At 69.9% G+C, this 25,248-nt stretch carries 20 protein-coding genes; 12 read left to right on the forward strand and 8 right to left on the reverse strand.

What is annotated here, in order from left to right; translation table 11 throughout:
* Positions 1–164 precede the first annotated feature (164 nt).
* Entirely contained in the window at positions 165–362 is a 198-nt protein-coding gene (locus ACIA5H_RS27805) for a hypothetical protein (RefSeq protein ID WP_355070929.1), read from the reverse strand.
* A 254-nt stretch (positions 363–616) separates the two neighbouring features.
* On the opposite strand from ACIA5H_RS27805, the gene recC reads away from it, so the two are divergent.
* From recC to ACIA5H_RS27840, 7 genes are all read left to right on the forward strand, one after another.
* Positions 617–3,985 carry an exodeoxyribonuclease V subunit gamma gene (recC, locus tag ACIA5H_RS27810; RefSeq protein ID WP_397078339.1) on the forward strand — a complete coding sequence of 1,123 codons (3,369 nt, stop codon included), beginning with the start codon at positions 617–619 and terminating at the stop codon, positions 3,983–3,985.
* A 196-nt stretch (positions 3,986–4,181) separates the two neighbouring features.
* The gene (locus tag ACIA5H_RS27815) at positions 4,182–7,571 is read left to right on the forward strand and encodes a UvrD-helicase domain-containing protein (protein ID WP_397078341.1); all 3,390 of its coding nucleotides are present in this window, start codon (positions 4,182–4,184) and stop codon (positions 7,569–7,571) included.
* Complete coding sequence (recD, locus tag ACIA5H_RS27820) at positions 7,568–9,457, forward strand: exodeoxyribonuclease V subunit alpha (protein ID WP_397078343.1); 1,890 nt, start codon at positions 7,568–7,570, stop codon at positions 9,455–9,457. The genes ACIA5H_RS27815 and recD overlap by 4 nt, the downstream gene beginning before the upstream one ends.
* Positions 9,458–9,503: 46 nt before the next feature.
* Entirely contained in the window at positions 9,504–9,977 is a 474-nt protein-coding gene (locus ACIA5H_RS27825; RefSeq protein ID WP_379251922.1) for an RNA polymerase sigma factor, read from the forward strand.
* Positions 9,977–10,588: a methylated-DNA--[protein]-cysteine S-methyltransferase gene (locus ACIA5H_RS27830; protein ID WP_397078409.1), complete on the forward strand. Its 612-nt coding sequence runs from the start codon at positions 9,977–9,979 to the stop codon at positions 10,586–10,588. Before ACIA5H_RS27825 ends, ACIA5H_RS27830 begins: the two co-directional genes overlap by 1 nt.
* Positions 10,585–11,382: a 2OG-Fe(II) oxygenase gene (locus tag ACIA5H_RS27835; protein ID WP_379251829.1), complete on the forward strand. Its 798-nt coding sequence runs from the start codon at positions 10,585–10,587 to the stop codon at positions 11,380–11,382. The genes ACIA5H_RS27830 and ACIA5H_RS27835 overlap by 4 nt, the downstream gene beginning before the upstream one ends.
* A 5-nt stretch (positions 11,383–11,387) precedes the next feature.
* A complete protein-coding gene (locus ACIA5H_RS27840) occupies positions 11,388–11,636 on the forward strand; it encodes an Ada metal-binding domain-containing protein (protein WP_355070936.1) in 249 nt (82 codons plus the stop codon).
* A gap of 106 nt (positions 11,637–11,742) precedes the next feature.
* Here the strand turns inward: ACIA5H_RS27840 and ACIA5H_RS27845 are convergent, their stop codons facing one another.
* On the reverse strand, positions 11,743–12,777 hold the full coding sequence (locus ACIA5H_RS27845) for a cytochrome d ubiquinol oxidase subunit II (protein ID WP_379251828.1): 1,035 nt from the start codon (positions 12,775–12,777) through the stop codon (positions 11,743–11,745).
* A 3-nt stretch (positions 12,778–12,780) separates the two neighbouring features.
* Entirely contained in the window at positions 12,781–14,199 is a 1,419-nt protein-coding gene (locus tag ACIA5H_RS27850) for a cytochrome ubiquinol oxidase subunit I (RefSeq protein ID WP_397078346.1), read from the reverse strand.
* A 462-nt stretch (positions 14,200–14,661) separates the two neighbouring features.
* Between ACIA5H_RS27850 and ACIA5H_RS27855 the strand changes: the two genes are divergently transcribed.
* Both ACIA5H_RS27855 and ACIA5H_RS27860 read left to right on the forward strand, forming a co-directional pair.
* Positions 14,662–14,877 carry a hypothetical protein gene (locus tag ACIA5H_RS27855; protein ID WP_379251826.1) on the forward strand — a complete coding sequence of 72 codons (216 nt, stop codon included), beginning with the start codon at positions 14,662–14,664 and terminating at the stop codon, positions 14,875–14,877.
* Positions 14,849–15,220, forward strand: coding sequence for a cold-shock protein (locus tag ACIA5H_RS27860; RefSeq protein ID WP_397078349.1), 372 nt, complete (start codon positions 14,849–14,851; stop codon positions 15,218–15,220). Before ACIA5H_RS27855 ends, ACIA5H_RS27860 begins: the two co-directional genes overlap by 29 nt.
* A gap of 125 nt (positions 15,221–15,345) precedes the next feature.
* Here the strand turns inward: ACIA5H_RS27860 and ACIA5H_RS27865 are convergent, their stop codons facing one another.
* The 3 genes from ACIA5H_RS27865 to ACIA5H_RS27875 all read right to left on the reverse strand — a co-directional run bounded on the left by ACIA5H_RS27865 (position 15,346) and on the right by ACIA5H_RS27875 (position 17,918).
* The gene (locus tag ACIA5H_RS27865) at positions 15,346–15,840 is read right to left on the reverse strand and encodes a DUF1360 domain-containing protein (protein ID WP_379251824.1); all 495 of its coding nucleotides are present in this window, start codon (positions 15,838–15,840) and stop codon (positions 15,346–15,348) included.
* Between the two features lie 652 nt (positions 15,841–16,492).
* On the reverse strand, positions 16,493–16,912 hold the full coding sequence (locus ACIA5H_RS27870) for an Hsp20/alpha crystallin family protein (RefSeq protein WP_397078351.1): 420 nt from the start codon (positions 16,910–16,912) through the stop codon (positions 16,493–16,495).
* A gap of 379 nt (positions 16,913–17,291) precedes the next feature.
* Positions 17,292–17,918 carry a hypothetical protein gene (locus tag ACIA5H_RS27875; protein ID WP_397078353.1) on the reverse strand — a complete coding sequence of 209 codons (627 nt, stop codon included), beginning with the start codon at positions 17,916–17,918 and terminating at the stop codon, positions 17,292–17,294.
* Positions 17,919–18,210: 292 nt separating this feature from the next.
* Here ACIA5H_RS27875 and ACIA5H_RS27880 point away from each other — a divergent pair, with 292 nt between their 5' ends.
* On the forward strand, positions 18,211–19,314 hold the full coding sequence (locus ACIA5H_RS27880) for a glutamate--cysteine ligase (protein ID WP_397078411.1): 1,104 nt from the start codon (positions 18,211–18,213) through the stop codon (positions 19,312–19,314).
* 30 nt (positions 19,315–19,344) lie between these two features.
* Here the strand turns inward: ACIA5H_RS27880 and ACIA5H_RS27885 are convergent, their stop codons facing one another.
* Positions 19,345–20,289, reverse strand: coding sequence for an alpha/beta hydrolase (locus ACIA5H_RS27885; protein WP_379251821.1), 945 nt, complete (start codon positions 20,287–20,289; stop codon positions 19,345–19,347).
* 236 nt (positions 20,290–20,525) lie between these two features.
* On the opposite strand from ACIA5H_RS27885, the gene ACIA5H_RS27890 reads away from it, so the two are divergent.
* Together ACIA5H_RS27890 and ACIA5H_RS27895 are read left to right on the forward strand one after the other, a co-directional pair.
* Positions 20,526–21,536, forward strand: coding sequence for an alpha/beta hydrolase (locus tag ACIA5H_RS27890; RefSeq protein ID WP_379251820.1), 1,011 nt, complete (start codon positions 20,526–20,528; stop codon positions 21,534–21,536).
* The gene (locus tag ACIA5H_RS27895) at positions 21,506–22,951 is read left to right on the forward strand and encodes an MFS transporter (RefSeq protein WP_397078356.1); all 1,446 of its coding nucleotides are present in this window, start codon (positions 21,506–21,508) and stop codon (positions 22,949–22,951) included. The genes ACIA5H_RS27890 and ACIA5H_RS27895 overlap by 31 nt, the downstream gene beginning before the upstream one ends.
* A gap of 75 nt (positions 22,952–23,026) precedes the next feature.
* Here the strand turns inward: ACIA5H_RS27895 and ACIA5H_RS27900 are convergent, their stop codons facing one another.
* Positions 23,027–25,216 carry an MMPL family transporter gene (locus tag ACIA5H_RS27900; RefSeq protein ID WP_397078358.1) on the reverse strand — a complete coding sequence of 730 codons (2,190 nt, stop codon included), beginning with the start codon at positions 25,214–25,216 and terminating at the stop codon, positions 23,027–23,029.
* Positions 25,217–25,248: the final 32 nt, after the last annotated feature.

The raw sequence follows: 25,248 nt of genomic DNA on the forward strand, positions 1-25,248 counted from the left end.
GCGGGGAACGGTTCGGGTGGCGGGGGACGGATAACGCACGAGGGATGACGATCGCACATCGCGGGTCCGGACGCACGTCTTGAGCTCGGATCCAGGGTGTGCTAGCGCCCGTTCCGGCTGCTTGCGCCGCAGTGGAATTCGATCGTCACCCCCGGCCGGGCACGTCAGCGGAAGGCGGCGCGCAGTTCCTCGACGGTGCGTCCGTTGAGCCGGTAGCAGTGCTCGAAGGCCTCGGTGTGCCGGTCCCTCGGCCAGGAATGCAGGACTACGGTGCGACCGTAGTGGCGCGAGTTGATCAGGTCCCAGCGGTCACCGATCCGGCGGACCGTGAATCCGCCTTTCGGAAGCAGGGGAATCACCATCGCATCCATAGAACGCGAACCAGCCTTTCGGTGCAGCTCTCTCGTTCCGCCCCGGTGCAAGCTCTCCTCCCCGGTGCAGCACTGTCGCACATCGCCGCGGCGGCGCCCGCGTGACACGTCGGAGTAATCCGTTCTGGTGTGGTCTATTTCACTGGACTCCGGATGGGGCGGTGCGGTTGCACGTCGGTCGCTGGGCGTATAAACGTGCACGAAGTCCGAGGCCGGGCAGGACACCACCGATCGAGAGGGCGCAGATGCCGCTGCACATCCACCGTGCCGAGCGCGCCGACGTCCTCGCCCGTGCGCTCGCCGGGGTGCTGGCGTCGCCGCAGGAAGACCCGTTCGCGCCCGAGGTGGTCGCGGTGCCGGCGAAAGGCGTGGAGCGCTGGCTGACGCAGACGCTCTCGGGAGTGCTCGGCGCGGGCGGAGCGGCCGACGGTGTGTGCGCCAACATCGCCTTCCCCTCGCCTTCCGCGCTGGTCGCGGAGGCGCTGGCCGCGGCGAGCGGGGTGGCGCAGGCGGAGGATCCGTGGGCGCAGGAGCGGGCGGTGTGGACGCTGCTGCGGGTGATCGACGCCTCGCTGTCCGAGCCCTGGTGCGCGGTGCCCGACAGGCATCTCGGCGCAGGAGACGCCACGGGCGGCGAGCACCGCGCCGGACGGCGTTACGCGACCGCGGCACAGGTCGCCGCGCTGTTCGACAGTTACGCCGCTCAGCGTCCAGCGCTGATCACCGAGTGGGCGGCGGGCCTCGACACCGATGGCGCGGGCGCTCCGGTACCCGACGACCTGCTCTGGCAGCCGATGCTCTGGCGCGGGCTGCGCGCCGAGATCGGGACGCCGAGCCCGGCCGAGCGGCTCGACGCCGCCTGTGCCCGGTTGCGTGCGCGGCCGGATCTGGTCGCGCTGCCGCCGCGATTGTCGCTGTTCGGCGTGACCCGGTTGGCCGGCGACCAGTTGGCCGTGCTGTCGGCGCTGGCCGCCGGCCGCGACGTGCACCTGTGGCTCGTGCATCCGAGTCCCGTCCTCTGGTCGACCCTGAGCGAGCTGCCCCCTGCCCGCACGCGCGCCGAGGACCGCAGCGCCACGGCGGTCACCCATCCGCTGCTGGCGGGACTGGGGCGCGACGTCCGGGAGTTGCAGCAGCGGTTGGCCGCGTCCGCGGTCACCGGAACCGACACCTATCATCCGATCAGCGAACTCGATGACGTTGCGGCACAGCATGGTTCGTCCATGACATTGCTTCGTGCGCTACAACGGGGTATCCGGGACGACCAGTGGCCCCCGGCGGCGGGGCAGGTCGGCGCCGACGGCACCGTGCAGGTGCACGCTTGTCACGGCCCCGCACGGCAGGTGGAGGTCCTGCGGGAAAGCCTGCTCGGGCTGTTCGCGGCCGACGAGACGCTGGAGCCGCGTGACGTGCTGATCATGTGCCCGGAGGTGGAGGCGTACGCGCCGCTGGTGCGCGCGGCGTTCGGGCAGCGCGCGCCGGGAGCGCCGGAGACGCAGAGCGATTCGGAGCATCCGGCGCACCGCTTGCGGGTGCGCCTGGCCGACCGGGGACGCGGGGTGACCAATCCGCTGCTCGCGGTCATCGCAGTGCTGCTCGAGCTGGCCGACGGCCGGGTGACGGTGACCCAGGTGCTCGATCTCGCCGCCGCCGAAACAGTCAGGCGCCGTTGCGGGTTCGATGACGACGACATCGAGCGATTGCGCGAGTGGGCGGCCGATTCCGGGGCGAGGTGGGGCATCGGGCAGCGTCAGCGCCAAGCGTTCGGGCTCGCCGATTTCGCGCAGAACACGCTGAACAGCGCGGTGGACCGGATCCTGCTCGGGGTCACCGCTGGCGAGACCTCCGACGATTGGCTCGATCTCGCGCTGCCCTTGGACGACGTGGACAGCAACGACGTCGATCTGGCCGGACGCTTCGCGGAGTTCGTCGACCGGCTCGCGGTGTGCCTGCGCGACCTGCGCGGCCCCCGTCCCGCGCACGAATGGGCGGCCGCGCTCGGCCGCGCGCTGGATCTGCTGACCGACGTGCCGGACGCGCAGGCCTGGGTGCGTACCGAGGCCAGGCAGGAACTCGCCGCCGCCACCGACCACGCGGGCGAGGTGTCGTTGCGGCTGGCCGACGTCGGTGTGCTGCTGCGTTCGCGGCTGGCGGCGCGCCCCACCCGGGCCAACTTCCGCACCGGCGAACTGACCGTCTGCACGATGGTGCCCATGCGGTCGGTGCCGCACCGGGTGGTGGCGCTGCTCGGCCTGGACGACGAGATGTTCCCGCGCGCGAGCGCCGCGGACGGAGACGACGTGCTGGCCCGTGAACCCCTGCTGGGCGAACGCGATCCGCGCAGCGAGGACCGGCAGCTGCTGCTGGACGCCGTGCTCGCGGCGCGGGACACGCTGCTGGTGTTCCACACCGGCGCCGACCCGGTCAGCGGGGCGCACCGGCCGCCCGCCGTTCCGGTCGCCGAGCTGCTGGACGCACTGCGGGCCCACGTCGGCGCCGCGGCGATGCGCTCGGTGGTGACGCGGCATCCGCTGCAATCCTTCGATCGCCGGAATTTCCGGGCCGAGCAGCCGTTCAGTTTCGACAAGGTGGCCCTCGCCGGCGCGCACGCGGCCGATGGACCCGCGCTGCCGCGTCCGGGATTCTTGGCCGCGCCGCTGCCCGCCGCGCGAACGGCGGATGTCGCGCTGGCCGATCTGATCTCGTTCGTGGAGCACCCGGTGCGCGCTTTCCTGTGGCAGCGGCTCGGTCTGCGGGTTCCCGAGCACGACGAGGACATCGCCGACCGGCTGCCCATCGAACTGGACGGCCTGGCCAAGTGGGAGCTGGGCGAACGCCTGCTCGCGGCCCGCCTGACCGGCGCGGATCCGGCCGGGCTGCGGGCGGCGGAGTGGCGGCGCGGCACGCTGCCGCCGTTCGGATTCGGCGCCGCCGTGCTCGACGAGGTGGAGCACACCGTGGACCGGTTGGTGCGCGCCGCGCAGGCGGACTACGCGGGCCCGGCGCGCGCGGTGGACATCGCGGTCGACCTGGGCAACGGGCGGCGGCTCACCGGCACCGTGCCCGAGGTGCGCGGCGACACCCTGGTCCGCACCACCTTCTCCCGGCTGGCGCCCAAACACCGGATCGGAGCGTGGGTTTCGCTGCTGGCGCTGACCGTCACCGAGGACCGTTCCTGGCGGGCGGTGAGCACCGGCCGCGGCCAATTCGGCCGTCCGACCTGGCGCTGCGAGCTCACCGCACCCGACGCGCCCGCGGCCGGGGAGATTTTGCGCAGGCTCGTCGCGCTGCGCGACGAGGGCCTGACCGAACCGCTGCCCGTCGCGCCCGCCGCCACCGCGGTATACGCCGAACGTCGTTTCCGCGGCGCGAGCACCGACGACGCGATCGCGGCGGCGGAGCGCGAATTCAACGGCGGCCCCAACGGTCCGGGGCCCTTCGGCGATCACACCGACCGCCACCTTCGCTACGTCTGGGGCCCGGCGCCCCGGCTCGAGGACCTCATGGCCGCGCCCGCCGCGACGGGCGAACCCGGCGAGAGCACCCGCTTCGGCGCGCTGGCCCGGCGGATGTGGGCCCCGTTGCTGGCCGCGGAAAGCCAGGGCCAGCCGTGACCGATCGCGAACCGACGCGGCACGTGACACCGGAATACGCCGCCGCGGCGCGTGTCGGTCGCCGGTGGGCGGCCGGGGGCGCGGCAGAATGTCAGCTCGGACAGTCGTTTCGGGTCCGTGTGACGTGGCCGGTCACCAGGACGAGCGCGCCGTCCGCCGAGTGTGTGACCACCGGCCGCGCAAGAGGGAGGCGCACATGACCGTGCAGGAAACCTCCTTCCCGGCAAACGCTTTCGATGCGGCCGCGTTCGAACCGTACGGACCGCTGCCCACCGGCACGACTGTGCTGGAGGCCAGCGCGGGCACCGGCAAGACCCACGCCATCGTCGGTCTCGCCGTACGCTATGTCGCCGAGGCGGGTGTCGAGGTGTCCCAGCTGCTGCTGGTGACCTTCAGCCGCGCGGCGACCCAGGAGCTGCGGGAACGCACCCGCGACCGATTCGTCGCCGTCGCCGCGGGATTGACCGACCCGGTCGCGGCCAGGGCGCACGCCGACGAACTGGTCCGGCACCTCGCGCAGGCCGGCGAAGACGAGGTGCGGTCGCGGCGGCGACGGTTGCTGACCGCGCTGTCGGATTTCGACGCGGGCACCATCGCCACCACGCACAGCTTCTGCCAGCGCATGCTCGACGAACTCGGCCTCGCGGGTGAACACGACCCGGGCACCAGGCTGGTGGAGACCGTCGACGATCTCGTCGGCACCGTCGTCGACGATCTGTATCTCAACCGCTACGCGCGCGGGGAACCGCCGTTCTCGGTGAAGGAGGCCCGCACGCTCGCGCTGGCCGCCGTGCGGGACCGGCATGCGGCGCTCGAGCCCGACGGCGAGGCAGGCGAGCGGGTGGCGTTCGCCCGCGCCGTACGCGCGGAGACCGAGCGCCGCAAGCGGCTGGCCGGGCTGCGCGACTTCGACGACCTGCTGGTAGTGCTGCACGACGTGCTCGCCGACCCGGAGCACGGCCCGCGCGCGTGCCGTCGCATCCGGGCGCGCTACCGCGTCGCCCTGGTCGACGAATTCCAGGACACCGACCCGCTGCAATGGGACATCTTGCGCAGATCGTTCCACGGGCATGCCACGTTGGTGCTGGTCGGTGATCCCAAACAGGCGATCTACGCCTTCCGCGGCGCGGAGGTGCTCAGCTACCTGGACGCGGTGGCGCACGCCGACGTCCGCAAAGAACTCACCACGAACTGGCGCAGCGACGCCGGACTGCTCGCCGCGCTGGATCACCTGCACGGCGCGGCGGCCCTGGGGCACGAGGAGATCCGCGTCTATCCGGTCGCCCCGACCAGACCATGGTCCCGGTTGTCCGGACCTTCCGAACTCACCACGCCGCTGCGGGTCCGGTGCCTACCGCGCACGGGCGCGGGACCGCTGAACAAATCCGGCTTCCCGGCCGTCGGGCGCATGCGGGCCAAGGTCGCCGCCGATCTCGCCGCCGATATCGTGCACCTGCTCGAATCCGGTGTGCAGCTGGATGGGAAAGCGGAGACGGTACCGTCCGAAGCCGATTCGATCGCGGCGGTCGACACGGCGCGCAGGCCGATCGGGCCGGGCGACATCGCGGTACTGGTGCGGACCCGCTCGCAGATCGATGTGGTGCGTGCGGCGCTGGACCGCGTCGGCGTCGCCTCCGTGCTCGCGGGCGGTATCAGCGTCTTCGCGACCGACAGCGCCACCGACTGGCTGTGGGTGCTGCGGGCGCTGGAACAGCCGCATCGCGGCGACCGGGTGCGGCTGGCCGCGTGCACACCGCTGTTCGGTGTGACCGCGGCCGAGATCGACAGCGAGGGAGCCGATCTGGTCGGCCGGGTGAGCGCTCAGTTGCGTGAGGCGGCGCGGCTGTTCACCCGCGCGGGTTTCGCGGCCGTGTTCGAGAAGATCGCCGCCGAAACCCGCCTGGCGCCGCGGCTGCTCGCCGTGGAGAACGGGGAGCGGCAGCTCACCGACCTGCGGCACCTCGCGCAATTGCTCGACCAAGTCGCGCTCACCGAGGGACTCGGGCTGACCGCGCTGACCCGGTGGCTGGCCGACCGCGTGCGCGATCCCGCCTCCGGCGCCGTCGCCGACCGCAGCCGCAGGCTCGACCGGGACGCCGCCGCCGTCCAGATCGCCACCGTGCACGCGAGCAAGGGACTCGAATTCCCGGTGGTGTACCTGCCGTTCGCCTGGGACAGCGCGAAGAACCCCTATCCGGCGACGTTGCTGTTCCACGCCGACGACGGTGCGCGCGTGCTGGATGTCGGCGGCGCGGACGCTCCCGGATACGCCGAACGCAAGGCGCGCAGCGAAGCCGAGGAGGCGGGTGAGGAACTCCGGCTGCTGTACGTCGCGCTCACCCGCGCCATGTGCCAGATCGTCGCCTGGTGGGCGCCCGCGATCACCACCGCGGCGTCGCCGTTGCACCGCATGGTTTTCGGCCGCGCCGATCGTGGCGCGGCCGTCGCCGCCCGAGCCGCGGTACCCGCGGACACCGTTGCCGCGCAAATGCTTACGACGTGGGCGCAGGACGCGGGCGCGGCGATCTCGGTGACGGCGGTGGCCGGGACCGACGGCGTCGCGATCCGGCGAGCGCGCACCGGGCCCGCGCCGGGCGCACTGGCCGCGGCCCGCTTCGACCGGGCGCTGGACCAGCAGTGGCGGCGCACCTCGTACTCGGCGCTGACCGCCTCCGCGCACGGCCCGGCGGCGCCCGAACCCGACGGCGAACCGGAGGGCGCGCCGGGGCCGGGCGACGAGCCCGCGGGCGCCTCCCTCATCGGCGCGGCGGAGCCGGAACCGTCGGGCGCGGCGTCGCTGATGAACGCGCTGCCCTACGGCGCGGAGTTCGGCACCTTTGTGCACGGCGTCCTGGAGCGGATCGACACCGATCGTCCGGATCTGGCGGCCGAGGTGCGCGATCGGTGCCGCGAGGCGGTGGGCGAACTGATGGCCGAAGTGGATACCGAAGTGCTTGCGACGGCGCTGCTGGCGGTGCTGCGTACTCCGCTCGAGGGTGGCTGCCTGGCCGGCATCGCCCCCGGCGACCGTCTCAGCGAACTCGAATTCGAATTGCCACTGGCGGGCGGGGACCGCGTCGGCGCCACCGCGGCGACCCTGCGGCGCGTCGCCGAGTTGCTGCGTGAGCACCTTTCGGTCGACGACGACTTGTTCCCCTACGCCGAACAGCTGGCGGCGCTCGAAGACATACCGCTGCGGGGTTACCTGACCGGCAGCATCGACGCCGTGCTCCGCGTCGCGGGCGACGCGCACCCTCGATTCGTCGTCGTCGACTACAAGACCAACCGGCTCGGCACGGGTGATCTCACCGTCGCGCACTACACCCGCGACCGCATGGCCGCGGAGATGCTGCGTTCCCACTATCCGCTGCAAGCGCTGCTGTACTCGGTCGCGTTGCATCGCTATCTGCGCTGGCGGTTGCCCGGCTACGACCCGGCCCGGCATCTCGGCGGAGTCCGATACCTGTTCGTGCGCGGCATGATCGGACCGGAGACGCCTGCGGGCTGTGGCGTCTTCGACTGGCATCCGCCCGCCGATCTGGTCGTGGCGCTGTCGGCGCTGCTGGCAGGGGAGGCGGGGCGGTGACCTCGATCCAGGTGGCGCAGCGCGGAACCGGTCTGCTGCGCACGTTCAACGAGGCCGGTGTGCTCTCGGCCGCCGACGTGCACGTGGCGCTGCGGTTGGGCCGGCTGGGCCGGGAATCGTCGGAGCCGGTGCTGTTCGCCGCGGCGCTGGCGGTGCGGGCGGTGCGCTCCGGGTCGGTGTGCCTGGAACTGCACCGGATGCGGGAGATCGGCGTCGACGCCGACGAGAACTGGGACGCGGGCATCGATCCGGCGACGCTACCGTGGCCGGACATCCCGGCCGTGGTCGCCGCGCTGCGGGTGAGTCCGCTGGTGCGCGGTGGACCGGCGGGTCCGTTGCGGCCGCTGCGACTCGTCGAATCCCAGGGGCAGGGCGATTCCGGTCCGCTGCTCTATCTCGATCGGTACTACCGGCAGGAGCAGACGATCCGGCGGGTGCTCACCGAGCGCTCCGCACACCATCCGGTGGTCGCTCCCGGCATCGTGCGCCGCGAACTGGACCGGTTGTTCGACGCGTCGGCGGGCACGGCGCCGGATCGCCAGCGCCTGGCCGCCGCGCTCGCCGCGACACATTGGACCACCGTGGTCGCGGGCGGGCCCGGCACCGGCAAGACCCACACCATCGCGCGGATCATCGCCTTGCTGTCCGCGCACCGCGAGACCGAGCCGAAGTTGCCCGCGCTGCGCATCGCGCTGGCCGCTCCCACCGGGAAGGCGGCGGCTCGCCTCCAGGAAGCCGTTCGCGAGCAAGCGATTTCGCTCGGATTGCCCGAACTCACCGCCGCCACCTTGCACCGGCTGCTCGGCTGGCAGCGCGGCCGCAGTACCCGGTTCAAGTACCACGAATTCAACCGGCTGCCCTACGACGTGATCGTGGTCGACGAGACCTCGATGGTCTCCTTGACCATGATGAGCAGGCTGCTGGCCGCGCTGCGCCCGGACACCCGCCTGGTCCTGGTGGGCGACCCCGACCAGCTCGCCTCGGTCGACGCGGGCGCGGTGCTCGCCGACCTGGTCGCCGGACCCGTCGCGGCCACCCCGAATCCCGTGCTCGACGAGATCCTCGGTCCGGAGGCGACCGGCGAGCACGCCGAGGCCCTGACCGCGCTGGAGCGCACCCGCCTGCGCGGCGGCATCGTCCGGCTGACCCGGGGCCGCAGGTTCGGCGGACGGATCGCCGACCTGGCCGTCGCGGTGCGGGCGGGGGATGCGGACGCCGCGCTCGAGCTGTTGCGCGCGGGCGGCGACGAATTGTCGCTCAGCGCGCCCGACGAGCTGACCGCGGTCCGCGCCGACGTGGTGCGGGCCGCGACGACGGTCACCGCCGCCGCCCTGGACGGCGACGCGACGGGCGCGCTGCAGGCGCTGGAAACGCACCGCCTGCTGTGCGCGCACCGGCAGGGGCCGTTCGGCGTGGAGCGCTGGGACCGGATGGGCGCGGAGTGGGCCGCCGCCGCGGGGGCGGGCCCCGATTCGCAGCAGGCGCCGTGGTATCCCGGACAACCGCTGCTGGTCACCGCGAACGATCACGAGGCGCGGATCTACAACGGCGACACCGGCGTCGTCGTGCGGATGCCCGACGGCTCGTTGCGCGCGGCCCTGCAACGCGGCAGCGAACCGTACCTGGTGCATCCCACGCAATTCCCCGCGGTCGTCACGGTCTTCGCCATGACCATCCACCGCAGCCAGGGCAGCCAGTACGACACCGTCTCCGTCGTCCTGCCCGAGCCCGAATCCACCTTGCTGACCAGGGAATTGCTGTACACCGCGATCACCAGGGCACGCCGCCACGTCCGGATCATCGGTACCGAGGAGTCCATCCGCGCTGGCATCGCGCGGCGGGTGCTGCGCGCCAGCGGGCTGTCGCGCCGGGAAGGGCCCCGATGACGGGATCTCACATTCGCGGCGCCCGCGGCGTCTACCTGGTGTGAGCCTGCCCCCGTTCGAGGAAATAGTGGCCGAATACGGCCCGATGGTGTTGCGCGTCTGCCGGGCGGTGCTCGGCCCGTCCGACGCGGCCGACGCCTGGTCGGAAACGTTTCTCTCCGCGTTGCGGGCGTTTCCCGGCCTTTCCCCGGACACGAACATCGAGGCATGGCTGGTCACCATCGCGCATCGCCGCGCGATCGACGTCGGCCGGGCGCTGACGCGCGCTCCCGTCCCGGCAGAGACGTTGCCGGAACGTCCCGTTACCGCCCCCGGACCCGCCGACTACGACCCCGACCTGTGGGCCGCCCTGCGGGCGCTGCCGACCAAGCAGCGCCAAGCGGTCGCCTACCACTATCTGGCCGGGCTTCCCCACGCGGAGATCGCCGAATTGCTCGGCAATTCTCCGGATGCCGCCCGCCGCGCCGCCGCGGACGGCCTGAAGACCCTGCGCAAGCTCTACCCGAAGGACGAATCATGATGGCCACCCTCGATCACGGTGACGGGTTGTCGCGCGCGCTGACCCCGGACGCCGACCTGCTCGCCACGCTGCACGCGCGACTGACCGCCGAGGCCGACGCCGCGGGCCTGCTCGATGTCGCCTACCGCTCGCTGGAGACCCCGGTGGGGACGTTGCTGCTGGCCGCGACGCCCGCTGGACTGGTCCGCGTCGCCTACCCGACCGAAGACCACGACGCGGTACTCGCCACACTGGCCGCGCGGATCAGTCCGCGGATCCTCGCCGCGCCCGCCCGCTTGGACGTGGCGGCCCGGCAGATCGAGGAGTACTTCGCGGGCCACCGGACGCGTTTCGACCTGCCGCTGGATCTGCGGCTGGCCGCCGGGTTCCGCCGCCAGGTGATCGAGCACCTGCCCGCCATCGGCTACGGACAGCGCGCGAGTTACGGCGCGGTGGCGGCGGCCGTCGGGAACCCGCGCGCGGTGCGCGCCGTCGGCTCCGCCTGCGCGCGCAACCCGCTGCCGGTGGTGATCCCGTGCCACCGGGTGGTACGCGGGGACGGGTCCATCGGACAGTACGTCGGCGGCGTCGTCGCCAAGCACGCGCTGTTGGATCTGGAGGCGGCGGCATGAGCGAGCCGAGCACCGGAACCGTTGGGGACGGTCACCGCGCGGAGCATCGTGCCGGGCCCGCTCCCGTCCCGGGGCGGGCCGAAGCCGCCGCCCTGGCGGATCGCGTCGACGCCCAGTCTTGGCGGACGCTGCTCGCGGAAGTCGACGCGCACGGCTGCGCGGCGACCGGGCCGATCCTCACTCCGCAGGAGTGCGCCGAATTCACCGCCATGTGGGACGACCTGACCCGGTTCCGATCCACCGTCGACATGGCGCGCTATCGATTCGGTGAAGGCACCTACCGATACTTCGCGCATCCGGTGCCCGAGCCGATCATGCGCCTGCGGACGGCCTTCTATCGAAAACTGTTGCCGCTCGCCCGATCCTGGGCCGACCGTCTCGGCGACCCAGCGCCGTGGCCGGAGGAGTTCGGCGATTGGCTCGACGCCTGCCATGCCGCAGGGCAGAAAAAGCCGACCCCGATCCTGCTGCGCTACCACGCCGGTGACTGGAACGCCTTGCATCGCGACCTGTACGGCGAGCTGGTCTTCCCGCTGCAGGTCGTCATCGGATTGGACCGATCCGGGATCGACTACACCGGCGGGGAATTCCTGCTCGTGGAGCAACGCCCGCGCGCTCAGTCGAAAGCGATCGTGTCGGTGCTCGAACAGGGGCACGCGTTGGTTTTCACCACCCGCGATCGGCCGACGCCATCCAGTCGCGGCTGGTCCCGCGCCCCGATCCGCCACGGTGTCAGCCGCGTGCGCAGCGGTGTGCGGCACACTCTCGGTCTCGTGCTGCACGACGCGGAATAGCCATCGTGTACACCTTGCTCGACGGCGACGGCCGACCGTATCGGAGCATCGTCCCCGGGCGATACGGCGGCCACCGTCGCAGCCGCATCTACGGCCGTCTGGACTGCCCTTCGGCGCTCCGTGCGCTCGCCAGGGGCGCCTACCGCACGCATCGCGTCTTCTTCGCGACCGAATCCGACGCGATCTCCGCTGGCTACCGGCCTTGTGCGGTCTGCGTGCCCGGGCGGTACGCCGCGTGGAAGAAAACGCGCTGATCGCGGATCGCGCCAGAGCCCGCAGCGCCGATTCGAACAGGTGCCGGCTGCTGTACGGGTCCTGCCGCCGGCAACCCCAGGATCTGGTGCCGCTGGGGCGGAGTAGCTACGCCTGTTCCGGTGAGCCGGTACGCGCGGGCTCGTCGCGGACCCACGCGTCGGTCTGGGTGAGCCAGAACAGATAGCCCAGGGCGGGTAGCACGGTGACCGCGGCGGCGGCGACGACGGCGAGCAGTCCCACCAGGGTTGCTCGTGCACCGGCGGCATCCGCGATGAGCATCTGATCGACGAGGATCCATGGCGTCTGCGCGACGGCCCACCCGATGACGATCGCGGCGACCGCGACCGTCGCGGGAACGCGCGCCCACCCGAATCGGCGGCGGTACACCAAGGTCAGGGTGAGCACCCCCGCGGCCGCCGAGACCGCGATGAGCGGAAGGGCGCGCCCGAGGAGTCCGGCGCCGAGGGTAGGTGCGTCGTGACGGATCGGCGCGATCGCCGCGATCGCGACCGCCCCGGTCACGCCGCCGACGATCAGTGTGCGCAGGCGCAGGTATCCGGCGAGGGCGTCGTCGCCCGAGCGCGCGGCGTCGGCGGTGAGGAAGACGCCGGCCAGGAATGCGGACGTCCCGACCGCCAGAACACCGCCGAGAATCGAGGTCGGATTCAACCACGACCGCAACCGGTCGCCGTACCCGTCGGCGGGCACCCGGCCGGAGGCGATCGCGCCGACCGCGGTGCCGAAGAAGAACGGCGTGATGAGCGACGCGCCCGCGAACAAGGCGCCGAACAAGCGCGCCTGACGCAGCGTCGCGGAGTACTTGCGGAACGCGAAATTCGCCCCGCGCAGCACTATTCCGAGCAGCGCCAGGCTCATCGGGATGAACAGGGTGGTCATGACGGCGGCGAACACCGCAGGGTAGGCGGTCCAGAGGAACACCAGAATGTAGATCAGCCACACGTGGTTGGCTTCCCAGACCGGTCCGATGCTGTGGTCGATGAGCACTCGCAAGCGGCTGCCGCGCCGGGGTCCGCCCGCGGTCAGGTCCCAGAATCCGGAGCCGAAATCCGCGCCGCCGAACAGCGCGTAGAGCACCACCCCGGTGAACATCGCGGTCGCGACGACGTCCGAGAGATCCATCGGTCACGGCTTTCCGACGCTGCGGGCGCGCTGCGCCTGGTCGACCGGCGACGCGCCCGGTCCGTAGGGGGCGGTGATAGTCGCGGTGCCGGTGCGCCAGCGCCGCGCCATGGAACGCAGGACGACGATCGCGCCCACCGTCATCCCGGCATACACCAGCAACACGCTGACATAGGTCCACCACAAGCCGGTGCTCGTGCTGGCGGCGTCGGTGGTGCGAAGGACCCGCCAGACCGTCCACGGCTGACGGCCCACTTCGGTCGCGATCCAGCCGCATTCCAGCGCCAGGATCGCCAACGGTCCGGCGGCCACCGCCGCTCCCAGGAACCAACGTTCGGCCAACGGGTCATGGCGCCGCCAGCGCAGCAGCCAGAACACGATCACCATGAGCGCGAGCAGGGTGCCGATGGCGACCATGGTCTGAAAGGCGAGGTGGGTGACGTTGACCGGCGGCCGATCCGCCACCGGCACCGAGTCCAATCCGGGTACCGGGGCGGTCAGCGAGTTGCGGGCGATGACGGAACCCAGCCGGGGGATCTCGAGCGCTCCCCGCACCTCTCCATCGACGAGAACGCCGCCCAATCGCAGCGGGGCGGGCCCTTCGGTGGTGGCGGCCAGTTCGAACGCGGCCAGCTTCGACGGTTGCGTATCGTGCACCCGCATCCCCAGCACGTGCCCTAGGAGTGGTTGGGCGAGCGCGGCGACGGTCGCGAAGACGAACGGGACCGTGAACCCGAGCCGGTGATGAGGGTCGCGACGTCCACGCAGCAGACCGGCGGCGTAGACGCCGGACACGAGGAATCCGACGACCATGAAGGCTCCGACCCACATGTGCGCGAACTGCAGGTACACCCCGCCGTTGAACATCGCACGCCACGGATTCACCTCGGTCACCTCACCGTCGGCGAGCCGGAATCCGGTCGGGTTGTTCATCCACGCGTTGACGCTGACTACACAGAAGGTGCCGACCACCCCGGCGGCCCCCATCGGCACGAGCATGGCAAGGTGGCGGCGCGGCGGCATGCGACCCCATCCGTAGAGGTAGATGCCCAGGAAGATCGCTTCGATGAAGAACGAAAGCCCTTCGAAGGCGAACGGCAAGCCCAGCACGTCGCCGAAGCGGCCCATCAGCCCCGGCCACAAGAGCCCCATTTCGAAACTGAGCACCGTTCCGGAGACCGCGCCGATGGCGAACAAGATCGCCGACACCGTCGCCCACCGCTTCGCCAAGCCCAGCGCCACGGCGTCGTGGTGAACGATGCCACGGCGATGCACGACGTAGATCATGGCGGGAAAGGCGACGCCGAAACAGGCCAGCACGATGTGCCAGCCCAGTGAGAACGCCATCTGCTGGCGTGCGGGCAGCAGGCCGGGCGGCCCTTCGCCCGACGCCTGGTAGAGCGCGACGAGCGTGCTCGACACGATGCGGGCCCCTTTCCCTCGGTCTCGATAGCCGCATGCCTGCGCCACGCGCGCTCGGCTCTCAGCCGGGGTATCCCCTTCGCGCTGTATCAAGCCGGTGAAGGCGTCGAGCACCGGGCGACGAACGAGAGAGGAAGAGGCAGGGGTTGGGACTTGCGCGGATATCACAGGAGTGGTAGAAGAAATCTGTGTTGGCTGACAGAGATAATCCAATCTGTCATTGAGAGATAAGACTGAGTGGAGGTGACGGCCATGCTGGTCCCGGCGTGCGATCCACCCGGGCAGGAACGTTTCGCTATCACCCCCTTCCAGAGGTGCACGAGATCGTGAAAGCGAGGTGATTGCTGTATCCCAAGGAAACGACGATTGTCGATCTCTCGTTCTCGACTCTTCCTCACGGGTGGGCTCGGCGGGCTCCGAGCCCACCTCCCGAAACCGGAATTCACCTCGGAGGAGTGACGAATGACCACGATCCCGCTCTACGGTGACGGTGACCTGGCCGACCAGCAGACCCCCGTGCGTGCCGACGACCGTGATATCGGACTGGACACCGGCGGGTTGCACCCGCTGACCGAGCGCATCCGTGCCGCGTTCGACACCGCCGATATCAGCGACCGCATCGATCAAGCCTGGATCACACCTACCGCCGATGACGACTACGATTGCCTCGCCTACTGACAGCAACGTCCATCCCGACCCGCACACCGGCGCCGCGGAACTGCCGCGCTGGCAGCACGGATGTGTGGCCTGGTTCAACAAGGAAAAAGGTTTCGGGTTCTTGACCCCGGACAATGGCGGTGAGGCGGTGTTCGTCCGATACACCGCCATCTGCGCCCCCGGCTACAAGACACTCACCGCTGGGCAACCGGTCGTGTTCACGGCCGCCGACACCGACCGCGGACCCGAAGCCACCCAGGTGCTGACCTACACCCGCACCCATACCACCCCCGCGCCGCACGACCTGCCGCGATCGCATCGATCCAGCCGCCGATGCCGATTGCGGCTGCGGCCGGGGCGATAGCCACAAACCTTGTGGCTGCAACGGGCCCGCCCGCACCGAGGATTTCGACGGTGCGGGCGGGTCGCTCCCAACCAGGTATCGCAGGATGGCGGCCCATGTAACCGGATCGGTGCGACACCGCTTCGTCAGCCCACCAGCGCCGGGTGTTCGCCCTCGGCGATCTGCTGAGCGGTGGCATATGCGAGGTGCAGGAAATCGGCGCCTGCCAAGGCGGCCGCGGCGTCGGTCAGCACGCGCGTCATCCGCGGCGCGAAAACGTGTCCGATGGTCAAACCGGTGATCGCCCATACGTCGAAACAGAACGGGCAGCTGAGCAACTCACCGATGCTGCGCCCGATGCCGTCGGTCGCCTTCGGCTCCTCGGCCACCTCTCCGGGCCCACCGTCAGCTGCGACCGGTCGCGTGAACGCTGCGCGCACCGGAGCCGTCACCGCGGCCTTCGTCCCCAAGCGGGACAGCTTGTGCGTGGCGAACGCGGTGACCACCAGATCACGGATGGTCATATCGCGCGGAAGCTTGCGACCTGTCGCGTTCCCGAGCAGTGCGACCGCCGCCACTACAGTCGCGTACGCAACCATCGTCGCGGCATAGCCACCCACGTGACGAGAGTTGTCGGTCACCGCGGGAATCCCGCGGGCATATCGTGAACGATCAGAAGCGCGCGTCGCATCACAGCCTCCTCTTGGCACCCTGATGAATCTCTTCCGGCCTACCCTGGCCGCGTCCCGGCAAACCGCCGGTCGGAGTCGGGGGAGGGGTCTGCGGTCCCTCCCCCGATCAGGAGAAGAGTGACGTGACTACGAGAGGTTGTTCCTGCGGCGAGCTGTCATCCCTGCGTGCCACATGGTGTGGCGGTGCGCGTGGAGCAGATGCTCGCTGGTGCTCGCAAGCGCCTGGTGCAGGGGGCGACCGCCTCGCCGCGGAACCGGTTTCTCAGTGGGATGCGGGCATCACCTCCTTCTTCGGAATTCCGTCACTGTGCGGTGGCGGTTGTGCGGAGGACCGCGTTCGGTGGCAGGCCCCGCTTCGGGGTGCCACCCGTGCGTCCCGAGCGTGTTCCGGCCGGGACGGGGGCTCGAGGCGCGCCGCGGTCCCGGCGCCGGAATGGACGGGTGCGCCCGCCCGCGTAACCGGGCCCCTGCCTCGCACAGGATCGCGTCCACCTCGGCGAACAATCGTTCGAGGTCGGGATCCAGCAGCCAGGCGTCGCACTCGTCGAGTGACCGCGGACGTACAGCCGAATCGGGCATGACGACGTCTCCCGTCCCGGGTTCAGGCGTCGATCGCCTTGTGCCCGTTGCCGCGAGCGACCTCGATCTTGCGCGGCTCGGGCCGGTCTGCCAGCGGGATCGTCAGACGGAGCACGCCATCGGCGTAGTCGGCGCGGACCTGGTCGACGTCGAGGTCGTCGCCGAGGAGCAGTTGGCGGCTGAACTCGCCGCGAGGCCGCTCGGTGGCCACCATCTCGCGATCGGCGTCGAGTTCCGGCCTGCGCGCGCGAACGGTCACGACGTCGCGCTCGACATTCAGGTCGAGAGAATCCCGATCGATGCCGGGCGCGTCGATCTCGACGACGAACTGGTCGCCCGCACGCCAGGCGTCCATGGGCAGGACCGCCGGGTGGGCCGCTGTGCCGAACACCTGCTGCGTCCAACGTTCCACATCGCGGAACGGGTCAGTGCGCATCAGCATGGTCGTCACCTCCAACTCACTCTATTCTGCATAGAACGAATCAGATAAGTTGTGCCATTGGACACAGATTTCTTATAGCACTAACTTGAGTGCCGCGCAAGTACCCGGTCGGGAAACCCGGCAGATGCCAGTTCCCGCCCGTTGCCGCACATCCGCAGGCGCGGCTCTGCGCCATCCCCGTCGGCGTGTCCGGCGTATGGGACCCGGAGCCGAAGCCGCCACCGTCCACCCCATGTCGGCCGAACGCGTGGCTGGCGCAACGCACGATGTGATGCCGCGCTGCGACGGTCCTGCCTTGCGGACCTGGGGCCGGCGGCCGGCGAGGAATGTGTCGCCCTCGCCCCCGCCGGTCCGAGTCGATGTACCGCCCTGATGCGGATCAGCTCGCGGCTCGGTCCGGGAAGCGGAGTACGAGACCCGCGTCCCAGGCGCGGTCGATGATGTCGGCGATATCGATGTCGCGTATGCCGCCGAACGCGGGGCCGGCGAACAGTTCGTCGATGTAGCGCAGGATGTGCTCGGCCACCGTGGATTCGACCCGGCCGATCCCTCCGGCGAGTCGGGATGTGAGGTCGCGAGCGCGCATCCTGATGGTGAGGTCATCGGCGTGGACCTCGTCGGTCCGGAGTAACAATCCGCAGGGTTCGCGGGGAATCAACGCGAGCCGGATCAGTACGCGGGCCGCGCCGATGTATCGCAGCGTTCGACCGGGCAGGCGGACGCGCAGGCGCAGCAGGATCGGCACCGCGATCGTCATATCCCAGGGTCCGCAGTCGCATCGCACGGCGTGTACGGGTCCGGCTTCGGCGATCGCGGTGGCGCGCACGAGTCCGTTCAAAGCTACCGGCACCGGCCCGATCTCGATGCGCTCACCCACGATCCGCGCGACGACGTCGGCGATTCGTTCCGGAGTTGCCGCGGCACGTAACACCCTGTCGGCGAAGTCCCTGCGCGACAGAACGTTTGCCGGCACGCTGCCGGGTGCCGTGTCGTGATGTTCGGCCATGTCGCTACCTCCGTCGTGCGCGGTGACCGGAAGACGGGTGGATACACCGCAGGTACGTGGCATCTACCCCGTCGGCGCGATCTCAATCGAGAGAGCCACCGCACCGGCTACGGCGGCTGACCAGCCGGTGCCCGATCGTTTGGGCATGTGCGAAGGGGGTACGGCCCGAACACATTTGCTCGCTCCGCCGACACACAGGTAGGCAAGTGGCCTGGGCGGATCACATCGGCGCGAGACGGGCCGCTACCACCGAGGAATACCGGCCGAAGTATCGAAGGGCGTGATCACGACCATGGACAACCATGTACCGACTGTCGGTGTCGAAGAGGAATTCCTGCTGACCGACCCCGAAACCGGCGCCCCCGCACCGGCCAACATCCGAGTTGCCGAAGCGGCGAAGAAGGCGGACATCGATCTGCAGTTGGAGCTGACCAGCTGTCAGGTGGAAACCAGTAGCGGGGTGCATTCCGATATCGGCGACCTGCTCACGGAATTGCGCACGCTGCGTAGGACCGTCGCCGAATGCGCGGCCGCCAATGACGCTCGGCTCCTCGCTGTCGCGGTGCCCCCGACCGTGCCCGAAGGGTTCCCGGTCACCGATACGCCTCGATATCGGCGGATCGCCGACAGCTTCGGCATGATCGCCCATGAACAAGGGCTGTCCGGATGCCATGTGCACGTCGGTGTGCCCGATCGCGAGACCGCGATACTGGTCGGCAATCACGTGCGTCCGTGGTTGCCGGTATTCCTCGCGTTGACCGCCAATTCGGCGATCTACCGTGGCAGCGAGACGGGATACGCGAGTTGGCGCAGCATTCTGTGGCGGCGCTGGCCCAGCGCGGGACCGCCACCGTACTTCGCCTCCGTCGAGGACTACGACGCGATCGTCGCGACAATGCTCGCCAGCGGCAGCATTCTCGACAACAAGATGGTGTACTGGGACATCCGGCCCTCGGAATCGTTCCCTACCGTCGAAGTGCGGGTCAGCGACGTACCCGCCACCGTGGAGGAAGCCGCGCTGCTCGCCGCCTTGATCAGGGCCACCGTCACCATGGGGGTGCGGGCGATCGAACAGGGTGAACCCGCCCCGCCCGTCCCTGCCGAAGTACTTCGCGCTGCCTACTGGAACGCCGCGCAGTCGGGTTTGGACGGCGACGGACTCGATCCCGTCGAAGGGCGTGTGGTTCCACACCGAGATTTGCTGGACGAACTCGTCGCGCACATCGAGCCCGCGCTGCGGGACTTCGGTGACCAAACCTTCGTCACCGAAGCGATCGCCGACCTCGGCAAGCGTGGCAACGGCGCCCGACGCCAGCTCGAAGCGCTGCGTAAGCGTCATGAGATCGGCGACGTGGTCGAGGAACTGGCACACGCAACCCTGGAAGGGTGCGCCTGACGGCGCTGATCGCGGATCGCCCCAGAGCCGCTAGCGCAGAACGGATTCGAACAAGGGCCAGCTGTTGTGCAGGTCGTGCTGCCAGTAGCCCCAGGAATGGGTGCCGCTGGGCCGCAGATCGAAGGTGGCGGGGACGCCGAGTTCTGCGAAGCGGTCGCGCAGTGACCTGGTGCAGCGGTCGGAGATGGCTTCGAGCATGCCGCCGATGGCCAACTGGTCCGCCATCTTCGCGGGGTTGCCGTCGATTCCCGTGCTGTGCGGTTGGTCCAGCGGGCCCGCCTGCCCGTTTCCGGCGGCCACGTAGATCGTCGTGCCGCGCAGCCGATCCGCGTGCACGTAAGGATCGTTGGTCGCCCAGGCCGGATCGCCCGGCGGTCCCCACATGTTCGCCACCGTGCCGCCTTCCGCGGTGACGATCGTGGCCACCATGGCCTGTCCGGCGGGGTCGCTGGTGCGCACGCAGCCGCTGTAGGAACCGATCGCCTTGTACAAACCCGGTGCGGCCATGGCCAACTGGAACACCGAGGTGCCCGTCATCGAGACTCCGGCGATGGCGTTGGCGCCGGTGCCGCCGAAGGTGGCGTCGATGATCGGGGGAAGCTCGCGGGTGAGGAACGTGGTCCAGCGCGGCCGGCCGAGAACCGGGTCGTCGGCGCGCCAGTCGGTGAAGTAGCTGCCCGCGCCGCCGACCGGCACCACCACGGTCACCTGCCGGTCGGCGAAGAATCGGTCGACGTCGGTCCGGTCGGTCCAGCCGTCGCCCGCGGTGCCGCCGTCGATGCCGTTGAGCAGATACAGCACCGGAGCCGGACGGGACGGGTCCGGGCGTGGCAGCACGATGACCGATACCGATGCGCCCATCGCGGGGGAGAAGACGGTCAGCTCGACGGCTCGACCGTGTGCGGGTCGCATCGCGGGTGGCTCGGCGACCGCCGGGCTTCCGGAGCAGATCAGCATCAGCAGTGCGAAGAGCATTGCGCGCCGGACTGTTCCGCGTGAGTCGCGGCACAGTCGAGGGAACGCCATGCGCTCGACGCTAGGTTCCGCCGCACCGGGATCGCAATGGTCGCGCGCCCGGTTTGGGAAATACGGCAAATAGTCGACGAATCGAATTGGTAGGAAACACAGGATCACTCGAAAATCCGGCGGGTGGGCCGCCCGATGTTATTGACTGCGAATTCGAGCCCTCCTACCCGGGGCCAGGAGTCGACATGCCCGGATATTCGCATCGAACAGGCGCGGTACTCGCCGCGGTGCTCATTTTCACTTGCGTGATGATCGGCGCACAGCCGGTGGTCCGCGCCGATCCATCGCGACCCGTCGCAGCGGACGGCTCGCGAATAGTGGAAACCCGGCTCGAATCCGACCGGCAATCCGAACTCGAGGTGTACTCGGCGGCGATGAACAGCGCTACGCGAATTCGGGTGCTGCGCGCGGCAGATCCGGACACACCGGCGCCGACCTTCTATCTCCTCAACGGCGCCAACGGTGGTTCGGAGGGGAATTGGCTCGACGGCACCGATCTCGTCGACTTCTTTCGCGACAAGCAGGTGAACGTCGTGATCCCGTTCGGCGGTGCGGGAAGCTACTTCACCGACTGGCGCAGCGACGACCCGGTCCTCGGCAGGCAGCGCTGGTCGACCTTCCTCACCGAAGAGCTGCCGCCGCTCATCGACGCCACCTTCCACGGCACCGGGACGAACGCCATCGCGGGCATCTCGATGGCAGGCACCTCGGTGTTCCAGTTGGCCATGGCCGCACCGGGTTTGTACAAGGCGATCGGTTCCTACAGCGGCTGCGTGCGCACCAGCGACCCCGCGGGGCAGGCGGTGGTTCAGGCGGTGGTCACGCAACAGCGTGGCACCGTCGTCAACATGTGGGGGCCGCCGACCGATCCCGCATGGCGCGCCAACGATCCGTACCTGCACGCGGACCGGCTGCGCGGCACCGCCATCTACGTTGCCACCGGTACCGGGCTGCCCGGCCCGAAGGACAACTTCGAGGGCGCGCACGGCGACCTCGCGCACCTGCTCTACCAGCTGGTATTCGGGGCACCGTTGGAGGCGGTGGCGAACCTGTGCACGCACCAGTTGCAGGACCGGTTGCGTCAGCTGGGTGTCGATGCGACCTTCGACTTTCGGCCCAACGGCACCCACTCCTGGGGTTACTGGCATCAGGATCTGCGCAATTCGTGGCCGATGATCGAAGCGGCGATCCGATGACCCGCAAAGAGGCCGCGGTGGCGCTCGGATCGTTCGGAGCGTGCCTGATCTCGGTCTTCATGCAGATGATCGATGTGACGATCGTCAACACCGCCCTCCCGGTCGTCACCGCGGAGCTGCGGGCGTCGCGGTCCGAGCAGTTGTGGGTGGTGGCCGGGTACTCGCTGGCGTTCGCCTGCGTGCTGCTCACCGCCGCTCGCGTCGGTGCGATCGCCGGCCGCCGCCGGATGTTCCTGTGGTCGGCGGTGGCCTTCACGGTGGCCTCGGTGTGGTGCGGGATGTCCACCACCGCGATGGAACTGGTGCTCGCCCGGATCGTCCAAGGCGTGGCGGGCGCGGGGATGGCGGCGCAGACCATCGCCATCATCACCGCGAGTTTCCGCCGTGAGCATCATCAATACGCCTTCGCCGCGTACGGCGCGACAGCGGGTTTCGCGGGAATGCTCGGCCCGATCCTGGGCGGCGCGCTGATCACCCTTGACCCGTTCGGGCTCGGCTGGCACGCGATCTTCCTGATGAATCTGCCGTTGGGTGTGGTGGCGATCGCGCTGGCCGCGGGCTACCTGCGATCGGGCCCGGCGAGGGATCGGGAGCCATTGGATCTGCGCGGGGCCGTGGTGGCCACCGCGGCGCTGTTCGGGCTGCTGTTCGCGCTGTCGGACAGTCAACAGGCGGGCTGGCGGGCCCTGCACGGGGTGTACATCGCGGCCGCGGTGGTGCTCGGCGCGGTGTTCGTGGCACACGAGCGCGCGACGCGCCGCCGAGGCGGCCGCGCGCTGGTGCGGCTGGACCTTTTCGCCGACCGGGGATTCGCGATCGGATCGGCACTGGTGGCGATCTTCTTCGGCCTGTTCACCGCGTTCGTGTTCACCGTCTCGATCCTGTTGCAGGACGTGCTGCGGTTCTCCGCGCTGCGTACCGGGATCGCCATGACGCCGTTCGCCCTCGGTGCGGGCGCGGGTGCGCTGCTGTCACCGATCCTGATGCGCCGCTGGGGGACTCGAGCGCTGGCCGGCGGTATCGCCGTTTTCGGCGGCTGCGTCGCGGTGGGAGTGGGATACCTGTACGTAGGGGATGGCGTCGTGAACCTTCCGCTGGTGCTGGGGCCGACGTTTCTCGCGGGCCTCGGCGTCGGGGTCTTCGGCGTGCCGCTGCAACCGCTGATGCTGGCGGAATTGGACGAGCAGGCCATGGGCGAGGCGTCGGGCGTGCTGCCCACCATCGAGCAGATCGGCAATTCGGTCGGACTGGCGGTGCTCAGCGCGCTGTTCTTCCGCGCGCACACGCTGCCTGGCAGCATGATCATGCTCTCGGCCGTCGCCGTCGCGGCTCTCGGCCTGGCCGCACTGGCGCTGGCGCTGCCGAACCGCGCGCGTGCCGCCACGAGTCCGTTCAGTTGGTCGGTCGCGGGCTGACGGCGACAACTCGGCGAGGCTCGCCCCCTGGTGTCGGCCGCGCTCCACGCTGGGGGTGCCCCGGCCGTTCGAGAACTACGGGTGTTCGGCGCCGTGGACGGATTCGGTGCGTGGCTCCGGAGACGTTCGGTGCGGGCCGCCGCGCCGCAGCCAGGACGGAGCCCACCAGCAGGCGTCGCCGAGCAGGCGCATGGTCGCGGGCACCAGCAGCATCCGCAGGATCGTCGCGTCGATGAACAGCGCCGCGACCATGCCGTAGGCGATGTACTGCATCATGACCAGATCCGACAGCGCGAAGGCTCCCGTCACCACCAACAGGATCAGGGCGGCGGCGGTGACGATCCAGCCGGTGCGGGCGATGCCCGCGCGCACCGCCTCGGTGGTCGTCGCGCCCGCGGCCCGCGCCTCCACGATGCGGGCGAGCAGGAATACCTCGTAGTCCGTGGACAGCCCGTAGATCACGGCGACGATCAGCACCAGTACCAGCGCCATGATCGGCTGCGGGGTGAACTCCAGCAGCCGCGCGCCGTGGCCCTGAACGAAGATCCAGGTCAGGATGCCGAGCGTGGAGCCGAGCCCGAGCAGATTCAGCAGCGCGGCCTTGAGCGGCAGCACCAGGGAGCCGAAGGCCAGCACCATCAGCACGGTGGTGACCAGGAAGACGAGCGCGATCATCAGCGGCATCCGGCGCAGCAGCGCGTCGACGCTGTCGCGCTGAACCGCGGGCTGCCCGCCGACCAGCACCGTCGTTCCCTTCGGCACCGGCATGGAACGCAGATAGTCGATGGTCGCGTTCGCGTCGTGCGCGTCCCGCAGTACGGTCGAAGTGGTGAAGACGCTCGGATGCGCCGGTCCCTGCACCGCGCGCGGGAACGGCGCGATGAGTCCGGGGGCTCGTCCGGCCTGCGCGACCACCGCCTCGATATCGGCGGTGTTGTGGGTGATCAGTACCAGATCGACCGGATTGATCTGCCGCAGCGGAAAGACTTGATCGAAGTGCTCTTGCGCCGTGCGGGCCGGATGACGCGGCGGCAGGAAGCGCTCGGAGATGCCACCGAAGGCCACGTCGCGCACGGGGACGATGAGCAGCACCAGGACGGCCACCACGGGAACCGCCACGGCCAGAGGTCGTTTCATCACCCATCCAGCGACGCGGCCCCACGGATTGTCCGCCTCTCGATCGCCGGCGCGGCGCGCGTGGAACCGGTTGAAACCCAACCAGTCCACGCGGGGGCCCAGCACGGCCAGCATGGCGGGCAGCAACGTGATCGAGATCAGCGCCGCCAGCGCCACCGTCACCATCGCACCGAGCGCGAACGAGCGCAGAAAGCCTTGCGGGAACAGCAGAATGGCGCCCGCGGCGACGACCACGATGGTCGCGGAGAACACCACGGTGCGTCCGGCGGTCGCGACCGTGCGCCGCACGGCCTCGGGTACCTCGCGGCCGTCGGCCAGCTCTTCGCGGAACCGGCTCACGATGAACAGACCGTAGTCGATGGCCAAGCCGAGGCCGACCATCGAGACCACCGGCGAGACGAAGGAGTTCACCTCGACGACGGTGGTCATGGCCCGAATGACCCCCCACGCCCCCAGCACGGTCAGTCCGCCGACAATGAGCGGCAGCGCGGCCGCCACGACGCCGCCGAACAGGAAGAACAGCAGCACCGCCACGGCGGGAACGGCGAACAGCTCCATGCGACGCTGATCGTGGGCCATGGTGTCGTTGAGGGCGGCCGCGACGGGTTGCCCGCCCGCCACCTCCATGTCTATGCCAGGTATCCGGAACTGGTCGGCGACTTTTCGGTAGTTGCGCATGATCTCCGTGTCGTCGCTGCCGCGAATGGCGACGGAGGCGAAGGCGTAGTCGCGGGCTTCGGAGCCGAAGATGTCCGGTAGGTGCAGCCCGGTGTCGGTGGACCAGTAGGTGGCGTTGATCTTGTCGATCCGGTCCGGAAAGCGTTGCGGCAGGCCGTTCAAGTGACCCACGACCGTCGCGGCGAAGGCGGGGTCGTCGATAGTCTTGCCTGCCGGGGCGCGATACAGCAAGAGCACATCGGCGATGTGGTCGTGGCCGAACGCCTCGTCTTTGAGCCGGACCGCCCGCGCGGATTCCGAAGTCGGATCGTTCCAGCCGCTGACGCTGAGGTGCTCGTCCAACCCGAGGCCGTACGCACCGAGCGCGAGCAGTGCGGCGACGACGAACCCGATGACGGTGAACCGCCGCCGGACGAGCGTATCGGTCCAGTGCGTGAACTCGGCGAACAATGCCGCCTCCTAACCGGTGACATCGTATTTCG

This window comes from Nocardia sp. NPDC051900, assembly GCF_044452545.1.
Taxonomy (GTDB): Bacteria; Actinomycetota; Actinomycetes; order Mycobacteriales; family Mycobacteriaceae; genus Nocardia; species Nocardia sichangensis.

Coding starts and splice junctions, on each gene's coding strand:
- recC (WP_397078339.1), top strand. CDS start 617: ATGCCGCTGCACATCCACCGTGCCGAGCGCGCCGACGTCCTCGCCCGT.
- ACIA5H_RS27855 (WP_379251826.1), top strand. CDS start 14,662: ATGACCACGATCCCGCTCTACGGTGACGGTGACCTGGCCGACCAGCAG.
- ACIA5H_RS27870 (WP_397078351.1), bottom strand. CDS start 16,912: ATGCTGATGCGCACTGACCCGTTCCGCGATGTGGAACGTTGGACGCAG.
- ACIA5H_RS27815 (WP_397078341.1), top strand. CDS start 4,182: ATGACCGTGCAGGAAACCTCCTTCCCGGCAAACGCTTTCGATGCGGCC.
- ACIA5H_RS27835 (WP_379251829.1), top strand. CDS start 10,585: ATGAGCGAGCCGAGCACCGGAACCGTTGGGGACGGTCACCGCGCGGAG.
- ACIA5H_RS27875 (WP_397078353.1), bottom strand. CDS start 17,918: ATGGCCGAACATCACGACACGGCACCCGGCAGCGTGCCGGCAAACGTT.
- ACIA5H_RS27845 (WP_379251828.1), bottom strand. CDS start 12,777: ATGGATCTCTCGGACGTCGTCGCGACCGCGATGTTCACCGGGGTGGTG.
- ACIA5H_RS27805 (WP_355070929.1), bottom strand. CDS start 362: ATGGTGATTCCCCTGCTTCCGAAAGGCGGATTCACGGTCCGCCGGATC.
- ACIA5H_RS27890 (WP_379251820.1), top strand. CDS start 20,526: ATGCCCGGATATTCGCATCGAACAGGCGCGGTACTCGCCGCGGTGCTC.
- ACIA5H_RS27860 (WP_397078349.1), top strand. CDS start 14,849: ATGACGACTACGATTGCCTCGCCTACTGACAGCAACGTCCATCCCGAC.
- ACIA5H_RS27830 (WP_397078409.1), top strand. CDS start 9,977: ATGGCCACCCTCGATCACGGTGACGGGTTGTCGCGCGCGCTGACCCCG.
- ACIA5H_RS27885 (WP_379251821.1), bottom strand. CDS start 20,289: ATGCTCTTCGCACTGCTGATGCTGATCTGCTCCGGAAGCCCGGCGGTC.
- ACIA5H_RS27880 (WP_397078411.1), top strand. CDS start 18,211: ATGGACAACCATGTACCGACTGTCGGTGTCGAAGAGGAATTCCTGCTG.